Origin of the sequence: Streptomyces sp. NPDC051217, assembly GCF_044455465.1 — a bacterium.
Lineage (GTDB): Bacteria > Actinomycetota > Actinomycetes > Streptomycetales > Streptomycetaceae > Streptomyces.
The window spans coordinates 138,489-159,572 of sequence record NZ_JBITEV010000008.1 but is presented as its reverse complement, the minus strand read 5'-3'; the positions used below and the strand labels follow the sequence as shown (position 1 = coordinate 159,572).

The window sequence follows — 21,084 nt, the reverse complement described above, 5'->3', positions numbered from 1 at the left end:
ACCACACCCCCCCCCCCCCCCGCCGCCCCCCCGCCCCCCCCCCCCCCCCCCCCCCCGCGGGGCCCCCCCCCCCGGGGGGGGGGGCCCCCCCCCACTTCTCTGTTCTGCGGCGGGCGGCGGGCGGCGGGCAGCGGGCGGCGGGCAGCGGAGCGCCCGGGGGCCGTTAATCGATGGATCGGGTTCCGTCGCGCTCCTAGGGTTGCCGGGTAAGCGGTCGTGGGGCTACGGGGGAGTGGGGCATGCGTACGGCGTATCCGCGTACGGCGCACCTGCCCTGGTCGCCCGGCGTCACCTCGGACGATGTGCGGGCCGGGGATCTGGACGGGTTGCGGGGGCGGGAAGTCGTCGTCACCGAGAAGATGGACGGGGAGAACACCACCCTGTACCGCGACGGGCTGCACGCCCGGTCGCTGGACTCCGGGCATCATCCGTCGCGGGCCTGGGTGAAGGCGCTCCAGGGGCGGGTCGGTCCGTTGATCCCGGACGGGGTGCGGGTGTGCGGGGAGAACATGTACGCGCGGCACTCGATCGCGTACGAAGAGTTGGAGAGTTGGTTCTACGGCTTCTCCGTGTGGGACGGCGAGCGCTGTCTCGGCTGGGACGAGACCGTGCGGATGCTTCGGCGGCTGGGGATTCCCGCGCCGCGCGTGCTGTGGCGCGGGACGTTCGACGAACGGGCCCTGCGGGGGCTGAAGTTGGACCCGGCACGGCATGAGGGTTACGTCGTACGGACCGTCGAGGGCTTCGTGCGCGAGGAGTTCGGGCGGCGGCTCGCCAAGTGGGTGCGGCCGCATCACGTACAGACCGATACGCACTGGATGCACGCCGCCGTCGTGGAGAACGGGCTCGGGGCGAGTGCCGCGCTGTGGGACGTGCGGTCGGGGGGTCCCGTGGACGCGGGGGCCCTGGCGAGGGCCGTGGGTGTGGAGGGGGACGAGCGCGCGGCACGGGAGGCTGCCGGGCGGCTCGACGCGGGCGGGCGGCACGGGGACGACCGGCTGGGCGGGGTTCTCGCCGCGTTCCTGCCTCACGTGCCGCGCGGGCGGCTCGCGGCCGCGCTCGTCGCGCCGCTCGGGATGGCGCCGGCCCGACGCGTCGCCGACCTGGTGGGTCTGCACACGGGTCTGCACCGGCCGTTCCCCGACGACGAGCGCCGCGGCGGGCTCGCGCGGATGGCCCTCGCCGCCGACCTGGGGGTGCTGCACGCCGTCGCCGCCGTGCGCGCGGAGAACGGCCGTGCGCGGGAGCAGGTCGAGTGGTCCGCGCTGCTCGCCGAGGAGGCGGGGCTGCTGGACCGCGAGCCGTTGGAGGCGCTGCGTACGGGGCTGCGTGCCGCGCTGGACGGGCTCGGCCCCGACGCGGTCGGACGGTGCTGGGCGCAGGCGCGGGACGCCTGGGTCGACGGGCGTCTGGCGACCGTCGAGGAGGCGGTGGCCGCGACCTGGCGGTGGCGGTCCGGGGACTTCCCCACGCTGATTCAGCTCGTCGGTCCTTCGGGGAGCGGGAAGAGCACCTTCGTAGGAGGGCTCACCGGCGTGGGGACGCGGATCTCGCTGGACGACCTGCGCGAGGAGCGCGGCGAGCGCGCCGATCAGCGGGCCAACGACATCCTCCGGGACGGCCTCGACCGTCTCGACCGGGCGCTCGCGGCCGGGGGGACGGTGGTGTGGGACGCCACCTCGCTCAACCAGCAGCAGCGTTCGCTCGTACGGGCGGTGGCGCGGCGGCGCGACGCGTTCGTCACGCACGCGGTGCTGCTCGTGGACGAGGCGGAGCTGATCAGGCGCAACGGCGTACGGCCGCACCCGGTGCCGGCCGACGTACTCACGGGGCAGCTGCACCGCTTCGTACCGCCGTATCCGGGGGACGCGCACCGTACGTGGTACGTGGGGGCGACCGGGGCCGTCCAGGACGCCGACGACATCGAGAGCGGGGGACCCTGATGCGGACCAGCGATCAGCTCTACCACCAGGTGCGCTGGGACCCGCGCTTCGATCCGGCGCGCTTCGTCCTCGGCGTCAGCCGGCGCGGTACGACCCCGGGGCGGATCCCGCTGCCCGCGTTCGTGCCCGGCGGCGACATACCGTGGCACCGCGTGCTGTTCGTCGAGGCGGACGGCGAGGTGGTCTGGGACCGGGCGACCGGCGTCGACCGCATCGACGCGACGGACGCGGGGCGGGTGCGGCACGCGCGGCTGCTGCGGGCGCCGTTCTTCACGGCGTGCACGCCGTACGCGTACGAGGGCGGCGAGTGGGTGCCCGCGAGCGTCACCTCCGTACCCGCTCCCGCCTCGCTGCGCGTCCTGACCTGGAACACCCTCTGGGACCGCTACGACAGCGACCGCGTCGACACCGCCGCGCGGCGCCCCCTTCTGCTCGCCGCCCTCGCCGAGTCCGGGGCCGACGTCATCGCCCTCCAGGAGGTCGAGGTCGACCTACTGGCGATGCTCCTGAACGCACCTTGGGTGCGGGCGAGTTACACCCTCGGCACCGACCCGGACGGCCGCGACGTCGACGACACCGGTCTGCTGCTCCTCAGCCGGCTGCCCGTACGGGAGGCGGGACGGCACGCGCTCGGCCCGCACAAGGCCGTCACCGCGCTCACCGTGGAGACGGCTTCGGGGCCGCTCGTCGTGGCGGCCACGCACCTGAGCAGCGACCACTCCAAGGACGGTCCGGCCCGGCGCCGTGGCGAACTGGCCTCCCTCGCCGAGGGGTTGGGCGGTATCGACACCGATCTGATCCTGCTGGGGGATTTCAACGACGGCTCCGGTGGGGGCGAGGGACCGGCCGCCGCGCTCGGGCTGCGGGACGCCTGGAGCGAGGTGTACGGCTCCGAGGACCGCACGCCCACGTTCGATCCGGTCACCAATCCGCTGGCGGCGGTGGCCTCGCTCTCGGGCCGCGCATCGCGCCTGGACCGGGTGCTGCTGCGGGGGAGCGGGGTGGTGGCCGGGGCGGTGCTGCGCGGGGACACGCCGGACGTGCGGGGGCTCTACATCTCCGACCACTACGGCGTGCAGGCGGAGGTCGCGCTCGGGGCGCCGGACACACCCGCGGAGGTGCTGGACGTCCAGGCCACGGCTCGTACGGCCGTCGCCTGGCTACCGCCGCACGAGCTGTGGGCTCCCCTCCAGGCCGTACGGCGGGAGCACGACCCGCAGGTCGACCGCCGGCCGCCACATGTGAACGTGCTCTTCGGCTTCGTCCCGGAGTCCGACTTCAAGCGCGCGGCGCCGCTGCTGGCGGCTGCCGCCGCCGGGACGGCGCCGTTCACCGCGCGGCTGGGCGGGGTGCGCACCTTCGGGCGCCGTGAGGACGCCACGCTCTGGCCGGACCCGGCGGCGGAGGGCTCCGACGCACCGTGGAAGGAGCTGCGGCGGGCGCTGGAACAGCGGTTCCCACGCTGCGGCGGGCGGCGGGCCGAGGGCTTCACGCCGCATCCGACGCTGGGGCGGAGCCGGGACCCGCAGCGGGTCGCGCCCGGCATCGAGGCCCGGCTCGACGAAGTGTCGCCCACGGTGGGCGAGTTGGTGCTGCTCTCGCGGCGGGGTGACGAGCCGATGCGGGTGCGGGCGAGGGTCGCGCTCGGTACGGGGGAGATCACCTGGGTCCCGGAGGGCGAGCCGCCGGTCAAGCCGCCCGCCGTCGGCGCCGAGTCCACCGCGCGCCTGCTCGCGCGGACGCTGGGTGTTCTCCATGTGGTGGGTTCCCGCCGTATGGGCTGCGCGTCCGCCGGGGCGGATCTGGACCTGGTGGCCGCGGTGCCGGGCGAGTCGGTGGACATGGACGGGATACGGCGCCGGGTGAGCGCCGCGCTCCCCGACGGCGCGTCTCCCGTACGGGAGGTGATCGGCGCACGCGTGCCCGGACTCCGGTTCACGGTGGGCGGGTTGGGCGTCGACCTGGCGGTGGTGGCGGCCGGTTCGCTGCCTCCGGCGCGGGCCGTGGACCGTCGGGCCGAGCTGGGCGAGGCGGCGGCGCTCGCGCTGAGCGCGGTGAGCGACGCGGCGGCGGTACGGGACGCGGTCGGTGACCGTCACGGTGCCTTCGCGCGACTGGCGAGGGAGGTGAAGGCGTGGGCGGGGGCCCGAGGACTGGACTCGGCGCCGTTCGGGGGGCTGCCCGGTCTGGCCTGGGCGGCACTGGCGGCACGCACGGTCACGGAGACGGACGCGGTGGAGCCCGGGGACCTGCTCCGGCACTTCTTCGGCACGTGGGCGGCCTGGGACTGGCACGTACCCGTCGGCCTCACGGGAGTTGCCGCCCCCACGACCGCCGCCCCGGTCACCGTCCTGACCCCGACCGCCCCGATCCGCAGCTGCACGGACCAGGTCGGCCCCGGCCACCGCGACCTGCTGGTCCAGGAGCTCTACCGGGCCTGGGAACTCCTGGAGACGGCTGCCTCCCCAGCGCTCTCCCCACCCCCACCCCTCCACCGCCGCCACGCCGCCTGGGCGGTGGCCACGGTGTCCACGCGCCGCCCCGACACCCTGGGCCGGTTCCGGGGCCGCGTACGGGCGCTGCTCACCGCGCTCGAAGCGGCCGGGGTACGGGACGCGCACGCCTGGCCGCGCCCGTACACGACGGACGGGGACCGGGATCGCGTCCGCTACGCGATCGGCCTCGGCGCCACCCCGCCGGACGCGGCGGCGCTCGCGGGCATCGTGGCGCCGTGGGGCCGGGGTCTGCGGGACGTGGATGTCGCGTGGGCGCGCGGAGGCGACGTACCGACCCTGCACTGAACCGCCCCCGGTTTCCGGGCCGCTCGGGCAGGACCGGCTACTCGGTGGCGGTGGGTTCCGACCTGACGTCCGGGCGCGTACCGGGGGCGGCCGAGCGACGTTCCTCGTGCGTGCCGAGCGCCGCGAGGGTCAGGGTCACGGTGACCGATCCCGCCGCCATCAGGGTCATCGCCGTGGCGGGGGAGGTGAGTTGGGCCAGTGTGCCGGCGAGGGCGGCGCAGGTGCCCTGCGTCGCGGCCATGCCGGTGGCGACGGCTGGAAAGAGACCATGCAGAACAAGACCCTCTCGTCGAAGATCTGACGCTGCTGATGTTCGACGACAAATCGGGAGCGATCGCGGGAGTCGGCACGCTGTTCTACACCCTGGGCGGCGCCGTTCTCGTAGAGCTGGGCCTCGGCGGGCACGTCAGGGTGGACGAGAACGACAAGGGACTGAACGGTCTGAAGGTGCACGCCGTCGTCGGTGATCCGCTGTCGGATCCCGTGCTCCGGGCCGCCCACGAGAAGGTCGCCGGACGGGTGCGAGGTGTCCAGACCCTTCTCATCGAGATCGGTACCGGGTTGCGGGAGACCGTGCTCGACCGGCTGGTCGAGCGGGGCATGCTGCGCCAGGAGACCAAGAAGACGCTGGGGCTGTTCCGGTCGACCGCGACGACCGCCGGGGACACCGGACACAAGAAGGCCCTCGTGGAGAAGGTCCGCGCCGTCCTGATCGACGGCGCGGAGCCCGATGCCCATACGGCGGCGTTGATCGGGCTGCTCTCCGCGAGCGGCACCCTGCCCAGCCTGCACCGGTCCGTCCCGTGGTCGGGCAAGGTCCACCAGCGTGCGAAGGAGCTGGAGCGGGGCAGTTGGGGCGCCGAAGCGGTGAACTCCGCTGTGATGCGTACCGTGGCAGCGGTCTCCGTGGGGAGTGTCATCGCCGTCACCAGCTAGGTGTGTGGGTCGGTGGCGGGACCGGGAGATGGAGCGGACGCCCGGCGGTGTTGCCGTCACCGACCTGGCAGCTCAGGTAGCGACTCCGTTCGGGCCGGACCCCGGAGCGCAAGGCTCCTGTTCTGAGTTGTGATCAGGGAGTCCGGACACGCGGCGCCCCGCTGGGAACGAGGCGCCGGTGCCGCCAGTGGGCTCAGAGGACGAACACGCTGTGGGCTGTTTCCGTGTTGTACGTCCTGCCCGGGTAGACCAGCTCCTCGACCAGGCCGGTGCAGCCCGGTCCGGAGTGGACCTCGGCGATGGCGTCGGTGTGGTTGGTCACCGAGGTCGGGTACCGATCGATGGCGTAGCAGCCGCTCGGGTCTTTGTATTTGTTGCCGTTGATGATCAGGACGCCTTCCGCCGCGTACGCCGATCCGGACACCGCGACTGCCAAGGTCGCGCCGGCCGCCAGCGCCCCGAGGGCCACGGCCATGCGTCGTCGCATCATGTTGAGATCCCCTCATGCAACGGACCGCGCAAGATGCGATCCACTTGGTTGCTCAAGGTAGCTGATGGAGCGCTCTATGTATTCGGTGCGGAGGCAACCTCTGCACCACCGGGTGCGCCGCCTGACAGATGGCCCGCAACTGCCTTGCCGCGGTGGTGCAGGCAGGCGATGCTCGGCCGGTGCCAGGGCGACCTGTTGGAACGCTGTCGGCCGAGGACAGGCAGACCTCGACCCGCCTCCTCACCCGACTGCTCACGCACCACCTACGGGTCCAGACCCTAGATCGCGTACGCGCCCGTGTTCGGCCTTCCGTGTTCGCGCGCGTACGGGGTGAGCGTCACCCTCCCGACTCCGCGCACCGTGGTATGCGGGCCCAAGTCCATCGGGCTGACGCCCAGTTGCTCCGCGAGTCGCGGCGAGAGGTACGCGGCGAGGTCTGTCCACTCCTCGTCGTCGGCCCCGGCATCCCCCACCGGGATAATGCCCTCTTCGACGCAGGCGGCGCGCTCCTCGGGCAGGGGCTCACCCAGTGTGAACTGCGCGTCGTCGTCTTCCCAGGACGCGCGGAAGCGGCGTACGACGTTGCCGTTCTCGACGACGAGCCAGGCCGATCCGCCGTCCTCCTCGACGGAGTGATACGCCTGGGCCCGGCCGTAGCGACGGCTCAGCTCGGTGACGACGCGCAGTACATCCTCCGCGCGTTCCGGGTCGCCCGGATCGCACCAGGGGCCGAGTATCAGGGTCCATCCGTCGACCTCCGGGGTGACGTAGACCCTGCCGTGTTCGACGCCGTCGTGGCTGTCGTGCATTCCGACGCTCAGTCCCAGCGCAAACGTCGCGGGCCTCGCGTCGAAGAGGCCGAGCAGCTCTATGACTCCCCGCTGGTCGCCGGTGGGGACGCCGATCCAGGACGTGGAGCCGACGTCCAGGGGTTGGGCCTCGTCGTCGGACAACTTGATACGGATCAGCCGATCCACAGCGGCCCGGTCCGCCGGCGACAGAGCCTCTTCGCCGCCGACCGATGCGAGGATGGTCAGGGCGCGTGACCGAAGTCGTCCCGGCCCATGACCGCGCACGCGGCGCAGGGGCTCCACGACGCCCGGCCCCAGCACTTTCAGCACCCGCTCCGCCCAGTGGGCCACTTCCGCGTCCGGATCCGCCAGCAACGGAATCAACGCGTCGATCACCAGGCCGTAGTCCACGCCGGGCTCCGGTTCGGCGCCGCCCGCCACTGAGCAGACGGACCGGATTCCGAAGATGGCGCAGCACCGTACCTCCGCGGACGGATGCGACAGCGCCTCGACATAGCGGTCGACCGCGCGGAACGACGTGAACACGCCACCGAGGCGGTGGCGTGACTCCTCGTCCTCGGTCGCGGCCAGCGCCGCCAGCACCTCGTCGAAGGCGGCCGGCCCGATCCGCTTGGTCAGCACGAACTCGATCTCCCGGCGCCCGACGACTGACGTCGCGTCCAGCAACTCGTCGAGCAGCGGTCGCACCGCCGCGAGGCCCCTCGCGGCCAGGCTCTCCCGTGCCGCCTCCCGCAGGCCGGGGTCGGCAAGGGCCTTGATCGCATCCACCGCAGTCTCCTCTCGGGCGCGTGATCGCCGTTCAAAGGGTTCATGGTGCTGCAAGCCACTGACAGGACGTGGCGCGAGGCAGGGCCGGCCGCGGGGTGCGGTCGGCCCTGCTGGGCGCGTGTCTGCGGGGGCGGGTTACTCCGTCCCGAAGCGGATCTCCTCCGAGATGGGCGAAGAGTGGGACGCCTTATGGCCGTTTCTTCCAGATCGGTGGCGTGGCGGAGTCTGGCTCACGCCGACCCGGGCGGCGCTGCCGCACCACGGCCGTTGCCCCCGAGCTTGAAGTGGAAGACGCCCCAGGTGATGTGCTCCTTGCGGCCGCCGTCGATCCAGTGGCCGAGGCCCTTTTTCATCTGGGCGAGGTAGCCGTGGCTGACCTTCCTGGCCAGCCCTTCGGTCTCCTGCCGCCCCGTCTCCTCAAGGACGCGCGCGTAGTGGGTCACCAGCTGCCCGCGGTGCTCCTCGAAGCCGCCGTCGACGGCGGTGAAGCCGAGTCGGGTCAGCTCGCGTGTGTAGAAGGCGGGCGAGCCCATGTCGTCCAGGTGAATACGGTCGAGAATCGGCTGCAGGACACCGGTGGGGCAGCCGTCCGCCGCCATCGGATCGGTGAAGATGAGTCGGCCGCCCGGCCGCAGCACCCGCGCGATCTCCGCGAGCACCTGGACGCGGTTCCCGCTGTGCAGGAAAGCATCCTGGGACCAGACGACATCGACCGAGGAGTCCGGGTACGGGATGTCCTCGAAGGACCCGTCCACGACCTCGATCATGCCGGTAAGAGCGCGGGCCGCGTTCAGCTCCTTGTGGCGCCGGTTCTCCACCTCGCTGAGGTTGAGCGCGAGGACCCGGCAGCCGTACGTCTCAGCCAGATACCGTGCCGAACCGCCGTAGCCCGACCCGAGGTCGAGCACCACGGACTCCGGTGTCAGCTCCAGCTTCGAGGCCATCCGCCGGACGGTCCGGGCGCTGGCGTCCGTGATGGACTCCCCGGGGCTTTCGTAAAGACCGATATGGATATCCTCGCCGCCCCACACCGTGGCATAGAAGGTATCGGCGTCAGACGAGTTGTAGTAACTGCGGGCGGTACTCACCGCACCGGAGTATCGCCCTTCCTTCTCGTCATCCATCCGATATTCCTTTTCTGCCACATGCACAAGAAAGTCCGGCTCCCCACCCCGGTAGGTGTGCTGGAAGTCACCGTAAGTCTCGATGCGCTGAAAGCCGACGTCGGACATGAGCCGACGGGCGTACTCCTTCCGCAGCGGGAACATATTGAGGTGATACACCGAGTCGTCCGCGAAGCTGTACCGCATTCGGCACAGACCCTCGTCGACGTACTCCGGCTCCACGGTGACGTCGTCACCGCAGTAGTAATACGTGTGCTTGCTGGTGTAACCATCGTCCAGAATCGCATCGTAATTGCGCTGGTCCAGAACGAGGATTCCATCGTGCTTGAGCATCGCGTAGAATTCGGCCAACGCCTTGCGCCGGTCGCGCTCCGAGAAGAGATGTGTGAATGAATTGCCGAGGCAGACGATGGCGTCGTACTCGCCGTGAACGTCTCTGTTGAGCCAGCGCCAGTCCGCCTGGACGACGCGCAGGATATGACCCCCCTGCTTGGTGCCGTTCTCGAAGGCCATCGCCAGCATTTCTGCGCTGCCGTCCGCACTTACTGTTTCGAATCCGGCCGACAGCAGCCGCACGGAGTGAAATCCGGTCCCCGTCGCGACGTCGAGCACGCTCTTCACTCCCCGCTTGCGCAGCAGGTCGATGAAGAAGTTTCCCTCGCTTTCCGCCCTCTTCTCCCAATCTATGAGCGAGTCCCACTTCTCGACGAAGCTGGGAACGTACTCCTCTGTGTAGTGCCCGGTTTCTCGTACTCCAACAGGGTTGTCGCCGAACTCTTGAGCCGGTGGCACAGTGGAGGAACCCTTCGGTTTCGGGGAATCACGCCCGGGTGCGGCAGCCCCGCACGGCTCAGGCCCCCGGGCTCAGGAGCCGCACGGTCTGAGCGCATCACTATCCAGGGCGGAGAGTTCTATGCGTCCAAAGTCCTTATACCTACGCGGAGTCGACGGGAATCGCCGCGTCGGCCAGCATCTTTCCGCCCTGAGATTCTTTGGACGGCAGGAGTCCCAGCTTTTTCCTATATCGGATGCCAAATGCCCAACTGGGTTGTCGATGATCTCCAGCCGGTCGGGGGCATGTTGTGGGGGCCGAGCGCCATCGGGCGCAGCGTCAGCGAGTGCCCGACACTCGAAGGGGCTGCGGCCCATTCAGCCGTTGTTGCGTGACCACTGGTAGCAGAGCCTTCATCTCAGCGCCGAGACGTTCCAGGAGTGGCAGAAGCGGACCGCTACCAAGGCAGACGGAACGCCGCGCCGTGACTTCGACAACCTCGTGGTCTGCGTCAAAGCGTTCTACCTGGCCCTTTCGGCATGGGCGACGGCCGAGCCGGAGCGCCCGGGTTCGGGAGCCGCAGCCTCTCCTCAACACCCTTGTCGAGCGCGTCGACGCGGAACTGGTCTTCGCCCATCAACGGTGTACGCGAACTGCGCGCCGCCGTGGCACGAACCGTCTGAGACCCACCGGCGATCGGCGGGCGTTGCCGTCAGCCGGCGGCCCGACCTCGTCACCTACGCCGCCCACCGCTGAGCGCCGGCCTCAGACCTGCTGCGGCATCTCGTCCCTCAGCGTTGACCGGATCTGGGTCCGCAGTTCCGCCGTGTTCTCGTGGCCGTGGGCCGAGGCCCCTTGTTCGGTCGGGGCGCGGACTGCTTCGTCCTCCTCGCCCGTGATCGCGAGGGTGCAGTTCGTTTCGCTCGGCATGTCCCGGCTGTCGACTACTTTGCGCATAATCCACCTCTGTGTACCAGTGTCCTCCTGATCAGGTGACTCCGGCCATCTCGGACGCGCTCCGCGTCCACCCGAGGATTCGGCGCTCACCCCGTGGGGTACGCTCTCCGGCCGCGATTGGCCAGGGCTCCGGGCCATATGGCACACTGCTCAGGTTGCTCGGTTGAGTGCCGATGCTGCGCGCCTCCCGCCGGGAGGACCGGAAGCGAGTCCCACAGTACTCGTCGTCCCATCTGCCTCTCACGGCAGCGCTGGGGCGGACGTACGGGAATCTTCCGGGAAGTGTCAGCGGGGTACCGGCCAGGCGCCCGGTGGGCGTTCGTCCCCGGTCTCGCGGTCTTTGGGCCCGCAACCCCTTGGCAGGGAAATCCTTCGGGATTCGTCCGTAGAGGGAATGCGACACGCCCGACCGCGTGGGTCGGAGACAAGCAGTGCGTGGACATCACGTCGCACACCCCGCCCGGGGGCCAGAGCGTTTCGAGAGAACAGGACTACTGAGTAGCCATGGCGGGACAGAAGATCCGCATCCGGCTCAAGGCCTACGACCACGAGGTCATCGACTCTTCGGCGAAGAAGATCGTCGAGACGGTGACTCGCACTGGTGCGTCGGTCGCGGGCCCGGTGCCGCTGCCCACTGAGAAGAACGTGTACTGCGTCATCAAGTCGCCGCACAAGTACAAGGACTCGCGCGAGCACTTCGAGATGCGCACGCACAAGCGCCTGATCGACATTCTCGACCCGACGCCCAAGACCGTTGACTCGTTGATGCGCCTGGACCTTCCGGCCGGCGTCGACATCGAGATCAAGCTCTGAGAGGCGCGGAAGAGATGGCAAAGCAGATCAAGGGTGTCCTGGGCGAGAAGCTCGGCATGACCCAGGTCTGGGACGAGAACAACCGTGTCGTCCCGGTGACCGTGGTCAAGGCCGGACCCTGCGTCGTTACCCAGGTCCGTACGAATGACTCCGACGGCTACGAGTCGGTCCAGATCGCCTTCGGCGAGATCGACCCGCGCAAGGTGAACAAGCCCCTCAAGGGCCACTTCGCCAAGGCCGACGTGACCCCCCGCCGCCACCTGGTGGAGCTCCGCACCTCCGACGCGTCCGAGTACACGCTCGGCCAGGAGGTCACCGCCGCTGTGTTCGAGTCCGGCGTCCGCGTGGACGTCACGGGCAAGAGCAAGGGCAAGGGCTTCGCCGGTGTCATGAAGCGTCACAACTTCAAGGGCCTCGGCGCCGGTCACGGAACCCAGCGCAAGCACCGCTCTCCCGGCTCCATCGGTGGCTGTGCCACCCCGGGCCGCGTGTTCAAGGGCATGCGGATGGCCGGCCGTATGGGCAATGAGCGGGTCACCACCCAGAACCTGACCGTTCACGCCGTTGACGCGGAGAAGGGCCTCATCCTGATCAAGGGTGCGGTTCCTGGTCCGAACGGCGGCCTCGTCCTGGTCCGCACCGCGGCGAAGGGGGCCTGAAGACATGAGCAGCACCATCGACATCATGTCGCCCTCGGGCGACAAGACCGGGACCGTCGAGCTCCCGGCCGAGATCTTCGACGCCAAGGTCAGCATCCCGCTGATCCACCAGGTCGTCGTCGCGCAGCTGGCCGCCGCCCGTCAGGGCACGCACAAGGTCAAGCGCCGTGGCGAGGTCCGTGGTGGTGGCAAGAAGCCTTACCGCCAGAAGGGCACCGGCCGCGCCCGTCAGGGTTCGACCCGTGCGCCGCAGTTCGCCGGCGGTGGCGTCGTACACGGCCCCACCCCGCGTGACTACTCGCAGCGGACCCCGAAGAAGATGAAGGTCGCCGCCCTGCGCGGGGCCCTCTCGGACCGGGCCCGCAACGCTCGTATCCACGTCGTCTCCGACGTGGTCGAGGGCGCGGCGTCCACCAAGGCCGCCAAGAGCCTGCTCGGCAAGGTCAGTGAGCGCAAGCACGTGCTCCTGGTCGTCGAGCGGAGCGACGAGGCCGCGTGGCTGTCCGCGCGCAACCTCCCCGAGGTCCACCTGCTGGACCCGGGACAGCTCAACACATACGACGTGCTTGTCTCCGACGACGTGGTCTTCACCAAGGCCGCCTTCGAGTCCTTCGTGTCCGGCGGGGCTGCGCGACAGACTGCCGACACCGAGGGGAGCGAAGCCTGATGGCCGAGATCACCAGCAAGACCTTCACGGACCCGCGTGACGTTCTCGTCAAGCCTGTGGTGTCCGAGAAGAGCTACGCGCTGCTCGACGAGAACAAGTACACGTTCATCGTCGCGCCCGGCTCCAACAAGACCCAGATCAAGCAGGCCGTCGAGGCGGTCTTCTCGGTCAAGGTCACCGGGGTCAACACGATCAACCGGCAGGGCAAGCGCAAGCGCACCCGCACCGGTTTCGGCAAGCGCTCGGACACCAAGCGCGCCATCGTGACCCTCGCCGAGGGCGACCGTATCGACATCTTCGGCGGCCCGACTTCCTAACGGGAGTCGGATCGAATCGAAGTCCGGAATATTCCGAGGACTGAGAAATGGGTATCCGCAAGTACAAGCCGACGACCCCGGGCCGTCGTGGCTCCAGCGTCGCCGACTTCGTCGAGATCACGCGGTCCACGCCGGAGAAGTCGCTGGTCCGCCCCCTGCACAGCAAGGGCGGCCGTAACAACGCCGGTCGTGTGACCGTTCGCCACCAGGGCGGCGGCCACAAGCGCGCTTTTCGCGTGATCGATTTTCGTCGTCACGACAAGGACGGCGTGCCGGCCAAGGTCGCGCACATCGAGTACGACCCGAACCGCACCGCGCGCATCGCGCTCCTGCACTACGCGGACGGCGAGAAGCGCTACATTCTCGCGCCGCGTGGCCTGACGCAGGGCAGCCGTGTCGAGAACGGCCCGTCCGCCGACATCAAGCCCGGCAACAACCTGGCGCTGCGCAACATCCCGGTCGGTACGACCATCCACGCCATCGAGCTGCGTCCCGGCGGCGGCGCGAAGTTCGCCCGTTCCGCGGGCACTTCCGTACAGCTGCTGGCGAAGGAGGGCTCCATGGCCCACCTTCGTATGCCGTCCGGAGAGATCCGGCTGGTCGACGTCCGCTGCCGCGCCACCATCGGTGAGGTCGGCAACGCCGAGCAGTCGAACATCAACTGGGGCAAGGCCGGCCGTATGCGCTGGAAGGGCGTCCGCCCGACCGTCCGCGGTGTCGCCATGAACCCTGTTGACCACCCGCACGGTGGTGGTGAGGGCAAGACTTCAGGTGGTCGCCACCCGGTCAGCCCGTGGGGTCAGAAGGAAGGTCGTACGCGTTCGCCGAAGAAGGCGAGCAACAAGTACATCGTCCGCCGCCGCAAGACGAACAAGAAGCGCTAGGAGCGGGTTTAGATGCCGCGCAGTCTCAAGAAGGGGCCCTTCGTCGACGGCCACCTCATCAAGAAGGTGGACGTCCAGAACGAAGCTGGCACCAAGAACGTCATCAAGACCTGGTCCCGTCGCTCGATGATCATCCCGGCAATGCTGGGCCACACCATCGCGGTGCACAACGGCAAGATCCATGTCCCGGTGTTCGTCACCGAGTCGATGGTCGGCCACAAGCTCGGCGAGTTCTCGCCGACTCGCACCTTCCGCGGCCACGTCAAGGACGACCGGAAGTCGAAGCGCCGCTAAGGCGGGGTGGAAACGACTATGACTCACACCGAAGGGACAACCATGGAAGCCAGGGCCCAGGCGCGGTACATCCGCGTCACGCCCATGAAGGCCCGCCGCGTGGTGGACCTCATCCGTGGCATGGATGCCACGGAGGCTCAGGCGGTCCTGCGTTTCGCCCCGCAGGCCGCGAGCGTGCCGGTCGGCAAGGTGCTTGACAGCGCCATTGCCAACGCCGCGCACAACTACGACCACCCAGACGCCACTTCGCTGGTCATCAGCGAGGCGTACGTGGACGAGGGTCCGACCCTCAAGCGGTTCCGGCCGCGCGCCCAGGGGCGTGCCTACCGGATCCGTAAGCGGACCAGCCACATCACCGTGGTCCTCAGCAGCAAGGAAGGAACCCGGTAATGGGCCAGAAGGTTAACCCGCATGGGTTCCGGCTCGGCATCACCACGGACTTCAAGTCCCGTTGGTACGCCGACAAGCTGTACGCGGACTACGTCAAGGAAGACGTCTCCATTCGTCGCATGATGACGAAGGGCATGGAGCGTGCCGGTATCTCCAAGGTGGAGATCGAGCGCACCCGTGACCGCGTCCGCGTGGACATCCACACCGCACGTCCGGGCATCGTCATCGGCCGCCGCGGCGCCGAGGCCGACCGTATCCGCGGCGAGCTGGAGAAGCTGACCGGCAAGCAGGTCCAGCTGAACATCCTTGAGGTCAAGAACCCCGAGGTGGACGCTCAGCTGGTGGCCCAGGCCGTCGCCGAGCAGCTGTCCTCGCGTGTCTCCTTCCGTCGCGCCATGCGTAAGAGCATGCAGTCGACGATGAAGGCCGGCGCCAAGGGCATCAAGATCCAGTGTGGTGGCCGTCTCGGCGGCGCCGAGATGTCGCGCTCGGAGTTCTACCGCGAGGGCCGCGTGCCCCTGCACACGCTCCGGGCCAACGTCGACTACGGCTTCTTCGAGGCCAAGACGACCTTCGGCCGTATCGGCGTGAAGGTCTGGATCTACAAGGGCGACGTCAAGAACATCGCCGAGGTGCGCGCCGAGAACGCCGCGGCGCGCGCGGGCAACCGTCCGGCCCGTGGTGGCGGCAACGACCGTCCCGCCGGCCGCGGTGGCCGCGGTGGCGAGCGTGGCGGCGGCCGTGGTGGCCGCAAGCCGCAGCAGGCTCCCGGTGCGGAGGCCCCCAAGGCCGACGCGACGGCTGCTCCGGCCGCGGAGGCCGCGCCCACTTCTACCGGCGGAACGGAGGCCTGACCGAAATGCTGATCCCCCGTAGGGTCAAGCACCGCAAGCAGCACCACCCGAAGCGCAGCGGAATGTCCAAGGGTGGCACGCAGGTTGCGTTCGGCGAGTACGGCATCCAGGCGCTGACCCCGGCATACGTGACGAACCGTCAGATCGAGGCCGCTCGTATCGCGATGACCCGTCACATCAAGCGTGGCGGCAAGGTCTGGATCAACATCTATCCGGACCGTCCCCTGACGAAGAAGCCCGCCGAGACCCGCATGGGTTCCGGTAAGGGTTCTCCCGAATGGTGGATCGCGAACGTCAAGCCCGGTCGGGTGATGTTCGAGCTGTCCTACCCGAACGAGAAGGTTGCCAAGGAGGCGCTCACCCGCGCCGCCCACAAGCTTCCGATGAAGTGCCGCATCGTTCGGCGCGAGGCAGGTGAGTCGTGATGGCGGCCGTTACCAAGGCGTCCGAGCTGCGTGAACTGGGCAACGAGGAGCTTGTCGACAAGCTTCGCGAGGCCAAGGAAGAGCTGTTCAATCTCCGCTTCCAGGCGGCGACCGGTCAGCTTGAGAACCACGGCCGGCTGAAGCTGGTCCGGAAGGACATCGCGCGGATCTACACCCTGATGCGTGAGCGCGAGCTGGGCATCGAGACGGTGGAGAGCGCCTGATGACTGAGAGCAACGTGACTGAGACGACCGCGAAGAGCGACCGCGGATTCCGCAAGACCCGTGAGGGTCTCGTCGTCAGCGACAAGATGGACAAGACCGTCGTCGTCGCTGTCGAGGACCGCGTGAAGCACGCCCTGTACGGCAAGGTCATCCGCCGTACGAACAAGCTCAAGGCGCACGACGAGCAGAACGCCGCCGGGATCGGCGACCGTGTCCTCCTCATGGAGACCCGGCCGCTGTCGGCGACGAAGCGCTGGCGCATCGTCGAGATCCTCGAGAAGGCCAAGTAATCCCTCCCAGGGCATTCTCTGGGAGTAGTTCCGCCAGGCTCGGTGGGGGCCGTACGTACGTCACGGCCCCCACCGGGAACCGGCAGACGATCAGGAGATAGACGTGATCCAGCAGGAGTCGCGACTGCGTGTCGCCGACAACACTGGTGCCAAGGAGATCCTTTGCATCCGTGTTCTCGGTGGCTCGGGTCGCCGCTACGCGGGTATCGGTGACGTCATCGTCGCCACCGTCAAGGACGCGATCCCCGGTGGCAACGTGAAGAAGGGTGACGTCATCAAGGCGGTCATCGTTCGCACCGTGAAGGAGCGCCGCCGCCAGGACGGCTCGTACATCCGCTTCGACGAGAACGCCGCCGTCATTCTGAAGAACGACGGCGACCCTCGTGGCACCCGTATCTTCGGCCCGGTGGGCCGTGAGCTGCGCGAGAAGAAGTTCATGAAGATCATCTCGCTCGCGCCGGAGGTGCTGTAAGCATGAAGATCAAGAAGGGCGACCTGGTTCAGGTCATCACCGGTAAGGACAAGGGCAAGCAGGGCAAGGTCATCGTGGCCTACCCCACGCAGGACCGTGTCCTCGTCGAGGGTGTCAACCGGGTCAAGAAGCACACCAAGGCCGGCCAGACCGCTCGTGGTTCGCAGACCGGCGGCATCGTGACGACCGAGGCCCCTGTCCACATCAGCAACGTGTCGCTGGTCGTGGAGAAGGACGGCAAGAAGGTCGTCACCCGCGTCGGGTACCGCTTTGACGACGAGGGCAACAAGATCCGCGTTGCCAAGCGGACCGGTGAGGACATCTGATGACGACCACAACCGCGCCGCGTCTGAAGCTGCGCTACCGCGAGGAGATCGCCGGCAAGCTGCGTGAGGAGTTCTCCCTGGAGAACGTCATGCAGGTCCCCGGTCTCGTCAAGATCGTGGTCAACATGGGTGTGGGCGACGCCGCCCGCGACTCCAAGCTGATCGAGGGTGCCATCAAGGACCTCACCACGATCACCGGCCAGAAGCCGGCCGTGACCAAGGCCCGCAAGTCGATCGCGCAGTTCAAGCTGCGCGAGGGGCAGCCGATCGGCTGCCACGTCACCCTCCGCGGTGACCGCATGTGGGAGTTCCTGGACCGTACGCTGTCGCTCGCGCTGCCGCGTATCCGTGACTTCCGCGGCCTGTCGCCCAAGCAGTTCGACGGCCGTGGCAACTACACCTTCGGTCTCACGGAGCAGGTCATGTTCCACGAGATCGACCAGGACAAGATCGACCGGGTCCGGGGCATGGACATCACCGTGGTGACCACGGCGACCAACGACGACGAGGGTCGTGCCCTCCTTCGTCACCTCGGCTTCCCGTTCAAGGAGAACTGACCGTGGCGAAGAAGGCTCTGATCGCTAAGGCCGCCCGCAAGCCGAAGTTCGGCGTGCGCGGTTACACCCGCTGCCAGCGCTGCGGGCGTCCCCACTCCGTCTACCGCAAGTTCGGCCTCTGCCGTGTCTGCCTTCGTGAGATGGCACACCGCGGCGAGCTGCCGGGCGTCACCAAGAGCTCCTGGTAATTCCGCTACTTCAGCGTTGAGTTGAAGTAAGGAATCAACCAGAGCTCTCGGTAAGCAACTGGTCGGCGGATGCCCTGCCCCACATGCCGTAGGCTTGCGGGGTTGGGCGTCCGGCGCCCAAAACTTACTACGCCGTAGGTCCCCGCACCGCACCCGTCCCGCCATCGAGCGGGGAGAGGGATGGCGCATACAGGAAACCCCGGCGAGAGAGGCCGAAGGCCAATTCATGACCATGACTGATCCCATCGCAGACATGCTCACGCGTCTGCGTAACGCGAACTCGGCGTATCACGACAGCGTCGAGATGCCGCACAGCAAGATCAAGTCGCACATCGCGGAGATCCTCCAGCAGGAGGGCTTCATCACCGGCTGGAAGGTCGAGGACGCCGAGGTCGGCAAGAGCCTCACCCTTGAGCTGAAGTTCGGCCCGAACCGCGAGCGTTCGATCGCCGGCATCAAGCGCATCTCGAAGCCGGGTCTGCGCGTGTATGCCAAGTCCACCAACCTGCCCAAGGTGCTCGGCGGCCTGGGCGTGGCGATCATCTCCACGTCCCACGGTCTTCTGACCGGCCAGCAGGCAGGCAAGAAGGGCGTAGGTGGGGAAGTCCTCGCCTACGTCTGGTAGTCGGGAACGGAGGAAAAGCTCATGTCGCGAATCGGCAAGCTCCCCATCCAGGTTCCCACCGGTGTGGACGTCACCATCGACGGCCGCACGGTCGCGGTGAAGGGCCCCAAGGGTTCCCTCTCGCACACCGTCGCAGCGCCGATCGAGGTCTCCAAGGACGATGACGGCACCCTCAAGGTGCTGCGTCCGAACGACGAGCGTCAGAACAAGGCCCTGCACGGCCTGTCCCGCACGCTGGTGGCGAACATGATCACCGGTGTGACCCAGGGATACACCAAGGCGCTCGAAATCAGCGGTGTCGGTTACCGCGTCCAGGCGAAGGGCTCCAACCTGGAGTTCGCGCTCGGATACAGCCACCCGATCGTCGTCGAGGCCCCCGAGGGCATCACCTTCAAGGTCGAGTCCCCGACGAAGCTCAGTGTCGAGGGCATCGACAAGCAGAAGGTCGGCGAGGTCGCGGCGAACATCCGCAAGCTGCGGAAGCCCGACCCGTACAAGGCCAAGGGCGTCAAGTACGCCGGCGAGGTCATCCGCCGCAAGGTCGGAAAGGCGGGTAAGTAGCCATGGCATACGGTGTAAAGATCGCCAAGGGCAAGGCCTACAAGGCCGCTGCCATCAAGCGCCGTCACATCCGCGTACGCAAGAAGGTCTCGGGCACGCAGGTCCGCCCGCGGCTCGTTGTGACGCGTTCCAACCGCCACATGGTGGCCCAGGTCGTCGACGACATCGCGGGCCACACGCTCGCTTCGGCGTCGAGCCTGGACTCGTCGATCCGCGGTGGCGAGGGCGACAAGAGCGCCCAGGCACAGCGGGTGGGTGCCCTGGTCGCCGAGCGCGCCAAGGCCGCCGGTATCGAGGCTGTCGTGTTCGACCGTGGTGGCAACCAGTACGCCGGGCGGATTGCCGCTCTGGCTGACGCCGCCCGTGAAGCCGGGCTGAAGTTCTAAGCCCCGGTTCCGGAGCTAGCGGACGTAACAGAGAGAGGTAAATCCAATGGCTGGACCCCAGCGCCGCGGAAGCGGTGCCGGTGGCGGCGAGCGGCGGGACCGGAAGGGCCGTGACGGTGGCGCTGCCGCCGAGAAGACCGCGTACGTCGAGCGTGTCGTCGCGATCAACCGTGTCGCCAAGGTCGTGAAGGGTGGTCGTCGCTTCAGCTTCACCGCGCTGGTCGTGGTGGGCGACGGTGACGGCACCGTGGGTGTCGGTTACGGCAAGGCCAAGGAGGTGCCGGCCGCCATCGCCAAGGGTGTTGAGGAGGCCAAGAAGCACTTCTTCAAGGTCCCCCGTATCCAGGGCACCATCCCGCACCCGATCCAGGGTGAGAAGGCGGCGGGCGTCGTCCTGCTCAAGCCCGCGTCCCCCGGTACCGGCGTCATCGCCGGTGGCCCGGTGCGCGCGGTGCTCGAGTGCGCCGGCGTCCACGACATCCTGTCGAAGTCGCTCGGTTCGTCGAACCCGATCAACATCGTGCACGCGACCGTGGCGGCCCTCCAGGGTCTGCAGCGTCCCGAGGAGATCGCGGCCCGCCGCGGTCTGCCCCTTGAGGACGTCGCCCCCGCGGCTCTGCTTCGTGCGCGTGCGGGAGCGGGTGCGTAATGGCCCGTCTCAAGATCACGCAGAAGAAGTCGTACATCGGCAGCAAGCAGAACCACCGCGAGACCCTTCGTTCGCTCGGCCTCAAGCGGGTCAACGATGTGGTTGTCAAGGAAGATCGTCCCGAGTTCCGCGGCATGGCCAACACCGTGCGGCACCTCGTGACGGTTGAGGAGGTCGACTGACATGGCGGAGCAGAAGCCGCTGAAGGTCCACAACCTCCGTCCTGCCCCCGGAGCCAAGACCGCCAAGACCCGTGTGGGCCGTGGCGAGGCGTCCAAGGGCAAGACAGCGGGTCGTGGCACCAAGGGCACCAAGGCCCGTTACCAGGTTCCGGCACGCTTCGAGGGCGGGCAGATGCCCCTCCACATGCGGCTGCCGAAGCTCAAGGGCTTCAAGAACCCGTTCCGTACCGAGTACCAGGTGGTCAACCTGGACAAGCTGGCCGAGCTCTACCCGCAGGGTGGCGAGGTCACTGTGGCCGATCTGGTCGACAAGGGTGCGGTCCGCAAGAACAGCCTCGTCAAGGTCCTGGGCCAGGGCGAGATCTCCGTGGCGCTGACGGTTTCGGTTGACGCCGCTTCCGGCTCCGCCAAGGAGAAGATTGCCGCCGCCGGCGGCTCCGTCACCGAACTCGTCTGAGACGTCTCGGACGAATTCGATGGACTGAACGACCAACCGGGGGTGCCTCTCAAAAGGGGCATCCCCGGTTGGTCGTTCCTAGTGGAGCGGGTACGCCGGTAAGGTGGCGTGCACTGTTGCTGTATGAACCCGGGGGCCCGCCCCCGGACCCCGAGCCACGCGGACTGTCCGCAGGGGTGGTCGCGTGGCTTTTTGCCTGATATGTATCCGTCGATCCTCAAGACCGTCACCCTTGACGCGCGAGCGCGGGGGTCGCAGGAG

General features: G+C 68.5%; 29 protein-coding genes. 24 read left to right on the top strand and 5 right to left on the bottom strand.

The window, feature by feature from the left end; genetic code table 11:
• Positions 1-239 precede the first annotated feature (239 nt).
• Positions 240-1,943 (top strand): RNA ligase family protein, encoded by a 1,704-nt coding sequence (locus tag ACIBBB_RS19830; protein WP_398983646.1) that lies wholly within the window; start codon positions 240-242, stop codon positions 1,941-1,943.
• Positions 1,943-4,744: a poly(A) polymerase gene (locus ACIBBB_RS19825; RefSeq protein ID WP_398983644.1), complete on the top strand. Its 2,802-nt coding sequence runs from the start codon at positions 1,943-1,945 to the stop codon at positions 4,742-4,744. The genes ACIBBB_RS19830 and ACIBBB_RS19825 overlap by 1 nt, the downstream gene beginning before the upstream one ends.
• Before the next feature lie 37 nt (positions 4,745-4,781).
• Here the strand turns inward: ACIBBB_RS19825 and ACIBBB_RS19820 are convergent, their stop codons facing one another.
• On the bottom strand, positions 4,782-4,985 hold the full coding sequence (locus tag ACIBBB_RS19820; RefSeq protein WP_398983642.1) for a hypothetical protein: 204 nt from the start codon (positions 4,983-4,985) through the stop codon (positions 4,782-4,784).
• A gap of 68 nt (positions 4,986-5,053) precedes the next feature.
• Here ACIBBB_RS19820 and ACIBBB_RS19815 point away from each other — a divergent pair, with 68 nt between their 5' ends.
• Entirely contained in the window at positions 5,054-5,680 is a 627-nt protein-coding gene (locus ACIBBB_RS19815; RefSeq protein WP_398983640.1) for a GPP34 family phosphoprotein, read from the top strand.
• A 193-nt stretch (positions 5,681-5,873) separates the two neighbouring features.
• Here ACIBBB_RS19815 and ACIBBB_RS19810 read toward each other — a convergent pair whose 3' ends face one another.
• The 4 genes from ACIBBB_RS19810 to ACIBBB_RS19795 form a co-directional block, all read right to left on the bottom strand.
• Entirely contained in the window at positions 5,874-6,170 is a 297-nt protein-coding gene (locus ACIBBB_RS19810) for a hypothetical protein (RefSeq protein WP_398983638.1), read from the bottom strand.
• A 278-nt stretch (positions 6,171-6,448) separates the two neighbouring features.
• Positions 6,449-7,750: a HEAT repeat domain-containing protein gene (locus tag ACIBBB_RS19805; RefSeq protein WP_398983636.1), complete on the bottom strand. Its 1,302-nt coding sequence runs from the start codon at positions 7,748-7,750 to the stop codon at positions 6,449-6,451.
• 230 nt (positions 7,751-7,980) lie between these two features.
• Positions 7,981-9,666 (bottom strand): methyltransferase domain-containing protein, encoded by a 1,686-nt coding sequence (locus ACIBBB_RS19800; protein ID WP_398983634.1) that lies wholly within the window; start codon positions 9,664-9,666, stop codon positions 7,981-7,983.
• Between the two features lie 745 nt (positions 9,667-10,411).
• On the bottom strand, positions 10,412-10,576 hold the full coding sequence (locus ACIBBB_RS19795) for a DUF1059 domain-containing protein (RefSeq protein WP_398983632.1): 165 nt from the start codon (positions 10,574-10,576) through the stop codon (positions 10,412-10,414).
• 531 nt (positions 10,577-11,107) lie between these two features.
• Here ACIBBB_RS19795 and rpsJ point away from each other — a divergent pair.
• The 21 genes from rpsJ (at position 11,108) to rplO (ending at position 20,823) form a co-directional block, all read left to right on the top strand.
• Positions 11,108-11,416, top strand: a complete 309-nt coding sequence (rpsJ, locus tag ACIBBB_RS19790) for a 30S ribosomal protein S10 (RefSeq protein ID WP_003948644.1) — start codon at positions 11,108-11,110, stop codon at positions 11,414-11,416.
• Between the two features lie 14 nt (positions 11,417-11,430).
• The gene (gene rplC / locus ACIBBB_RS19785) at positions 11,431-12,075 is read left to right on the top strand and encodes a 50S ribosomal protein L3 (protein WP_354607261.1); all 645 of its coding nucleotides are present in this window, start codon (positions 11,431-11,433) and stop codon (positions 12,073-12,075) included.
• Positions 12,076-12,079: 4 nt separating this feature from the next.
• A complete protein-coding gene (gene rplD / locus ACIBBB_RS19780; RefSeq protein WP_398983629.1) occupies positions 12,080-12,742 on the top strand; it encodes a 50S ribosomal protein L4 in 663 nt (220 codons plus the stop codon).
• Entirely contained in the window at positions 12,742-13,059 is a 318-nt protein-coding gene (rplW, locus tag ACIBBB_RS19775) for a 50S ribosomal protein L23 (protein WP_078075546.1), read from the top strand. Before rplD ends, rplW begins: the two co-directional genes overlap by 1 nt.
• 47 nt (positions 13,060-13,106) lie before the next feature.
• Positions 13,107-13,943 carry a 50S ribosomal protein L2 gene (gene rplB / locus ACIBBB_RS19770; protein ID WP_147874343.1) on the top strand — a complete coding sequence of 279 codons (837 nt, stop codon included), beginning with the start codon at positions 13,107-13,109 and terminating at the stop codon, positions 13,941-13,943.
• 12 nt (positions 13,944-13,955) lie between these two features.
• Positions 13,956-14,237: a 30S ribosomal protein S19 gene (rpsS, locus tag ACIBBB_RS19765; protein WP_023539342.1), complete on the top strand. Its 282-nt coding sequence runs from the start codon at positions 13,956-13,958 to the stop codon at positions 14,235-14,237.
• A 42-nt stretch (positions 14,238-14,279) separates the two neighbouring features.
• Positions 14,280-14,627 carry a 50S ribosomal protein L22 gene (gene rplV, locus ACIBBB_RS19760; RefSeq protein ID WP_364605559.1) on the top strand — a complete coding sequence of 116 codons (348 nt, stop codon included), beginning with the start codon at positions 14,280-14,282 and terminating at the stop codon, positions 14,625-14,627.
• On the top strand, positions 14,627-15,481 hold the full coding sequence (gene rpsC / locus ACIBBB_RS19755; protein ID WP_398983626.1) for a 30S ribosomal protein S3: 855 nt from the start codon (positions 14,627-14,629) through the stop codon (positions 15,479-15,481). The genes rplV and rpsC overlap by 1 nt, the downstream gene beginning before the upstream one ends.
• A gap of 5 nt (positions 15,482-15,486) precedes the next feature.
• The gene (rplP, locus tag ACIBBB_RS19750; RefSeq protein ID WP_023539339.1) at positions 15,487-15,906 is read left to right on the top strand and encodes a 50S ribosomal protein L16; all 420 of its coding nucleotides are present in this window, start codon (positions 15,487-15,489) and stop codon (positions 15,904-15,906) included.
• Positions 15,906-16,130, top strand: a complete 225-nt coding sequence (gene rpmC, locus ACIBBB_RS19745; protein ID WP_031230018.1) for a 50S ribosomal protein L29 — start codon at positions 15,906-15,908, stop codon at positions 16,128-16,130. The genes rplP and rpmC overlap by 1 nt, the downstream gene beginning before the upstream one ends.
• Entirely contained in the window at positions 16,130-16,420 is a 291-nt protein-coding gene (gene rpsQ / locus ACIBBB_RS19740) for a 30S ribosomal protein S17 (RefSeq protein WP_189107649.1), read from the top strand. Before rpmC ends, rpsQ begins: the two co-directional genes overlap by 1 nt.
• A gap of 103 nt (positions 16,421-16,523) precedes the next feature.
• Positions 16,524-16,892: a 50S ribosomal protein L14 gene (rplN, locus tag ACIBBB_RS19735; protein WP_023539336.1), complete on the top strand. Its 369-nt coding sequence runs from the start codon at positions 16,524-16,526 to the stop codon at positions 16,890-16,892.
• 2 nt (positions 16,893-16,894) lie between these two features.
• The gene (gene rplX, locus ACIBBB_RS19730; RefSeq protein WP_398983622.1) at positions 16,895-17,218 is read left to right on the top strand and encodes a 50S ribosomal protein L24; all 324 of its coding nucleotides are present in this window, start codon (positions 16,895-16,897) and stop codon (positions 17,216-17,218) included.
• Entirely contained in the window at positions 17,218-17,775 is a 558-nt protein-coding gene (gene rplE, locus ACIBBB_RS19725; protein ID WP_023539334.1) for a 50S ribosomal protein L5, read from the top strand. The genes rplX and rplE overlap by 1 nt, the downstream gene beginning before the upstream one ends.
• Before the next feature lie 2 nt (positions 17,776-17,777).
• Positions 17,778-17,963 carry a type Z 30S ribosomal protein S14 gene (locus ACIBBB_RS19720; protein WP_003948630.1) on the top strand — a complete coding sequence of 62 codons (186 nt, stop codon included), beginning with the start codon at positions 17,778-17,780 and terminating at the stop codon, positions 17,961-17,963.
• A 226-nt stretch (positions 17,964-18,189) separates the two neighbouring features.
• Positions 18,190-18,588 carry a 30S ribosomal protein S8 gene (gene rpsH, locus ACIBBB_RS19715; protein WP_398983620.1) on the top strand — a complete coding sequence of 133 codons (399 nt, stop codon included), beginning with the start codon at positions 18,190-18,192 and terminating at the stop codon, positions 18,586-18,588.
• 21 nt (positions 18,589-18,609) lie between these two features.
• Positions 18,610-19,149 carry a 50S ribosomal protein L6 gene (gene rplF, locus ACIBBB_RS19710; RefSeq protein WP_078075540.1) on the top strand — a complete coding sequence of 180 codons (540 nt, stop codon included), beginning with the start codon at positions 18,610-18,612 and terminating at the stop codon, positions 19,147-19,149.
• 2 nt (positions 19,150-19,151) lie between these two features.
• A complete protein-coding gene (gene rplR, locus ACIBBB_RS19705; protein WP_398983617.1) occupies positions 19,152-19,535 on the top strand; it encodes a 50S ribosomal protein L18 in 384 nt (127 codons plus the stop codon).
• 46 nt (positions 19,536-19,581) lie between these two features.
• Positions 19,582-20,184: a 30S ribosomal protein S5 gene (gene rpsE, locus ACIBBB_RS19700; protein WP_023539330.1), complete on the top strand. Its 603-nt coding sequence runs from the start codon at positions 19,582-19,584 to the stop codon at positions 20,182-20,184.
• On the top strand, positions 20,184-20,366 hold the full coding sequence (gene rpmD / locus ACIBBB_RS19695) for a 50S ribosomal protein L30 (RefSeq protein WP_189107645.1): 183 nt from the start codon (positions 20,184-20,186) through the stop codon (positions 20,364-20,366). The genes rpsE and rpmD overlap by 1 nt, the downstream gene beginning before the upstream one ends.
• A gap of 1 nt (position 20,367) precedes the next feature.
• Positions 20,368-20,823 (top strand): 50S ribosomal protein L15, encoded by a 456-nt coding sequence (gene rplO / locus ACIBBB_RS19690; protein ID WP_078075537.1) that lies wholly within the window; start codon positions 20,368-20,370, stop codon positions 20,821-20,823.
• The last annotated feature ends 261 nt before the right edge of the window (positions 20,824-21,084 follow it).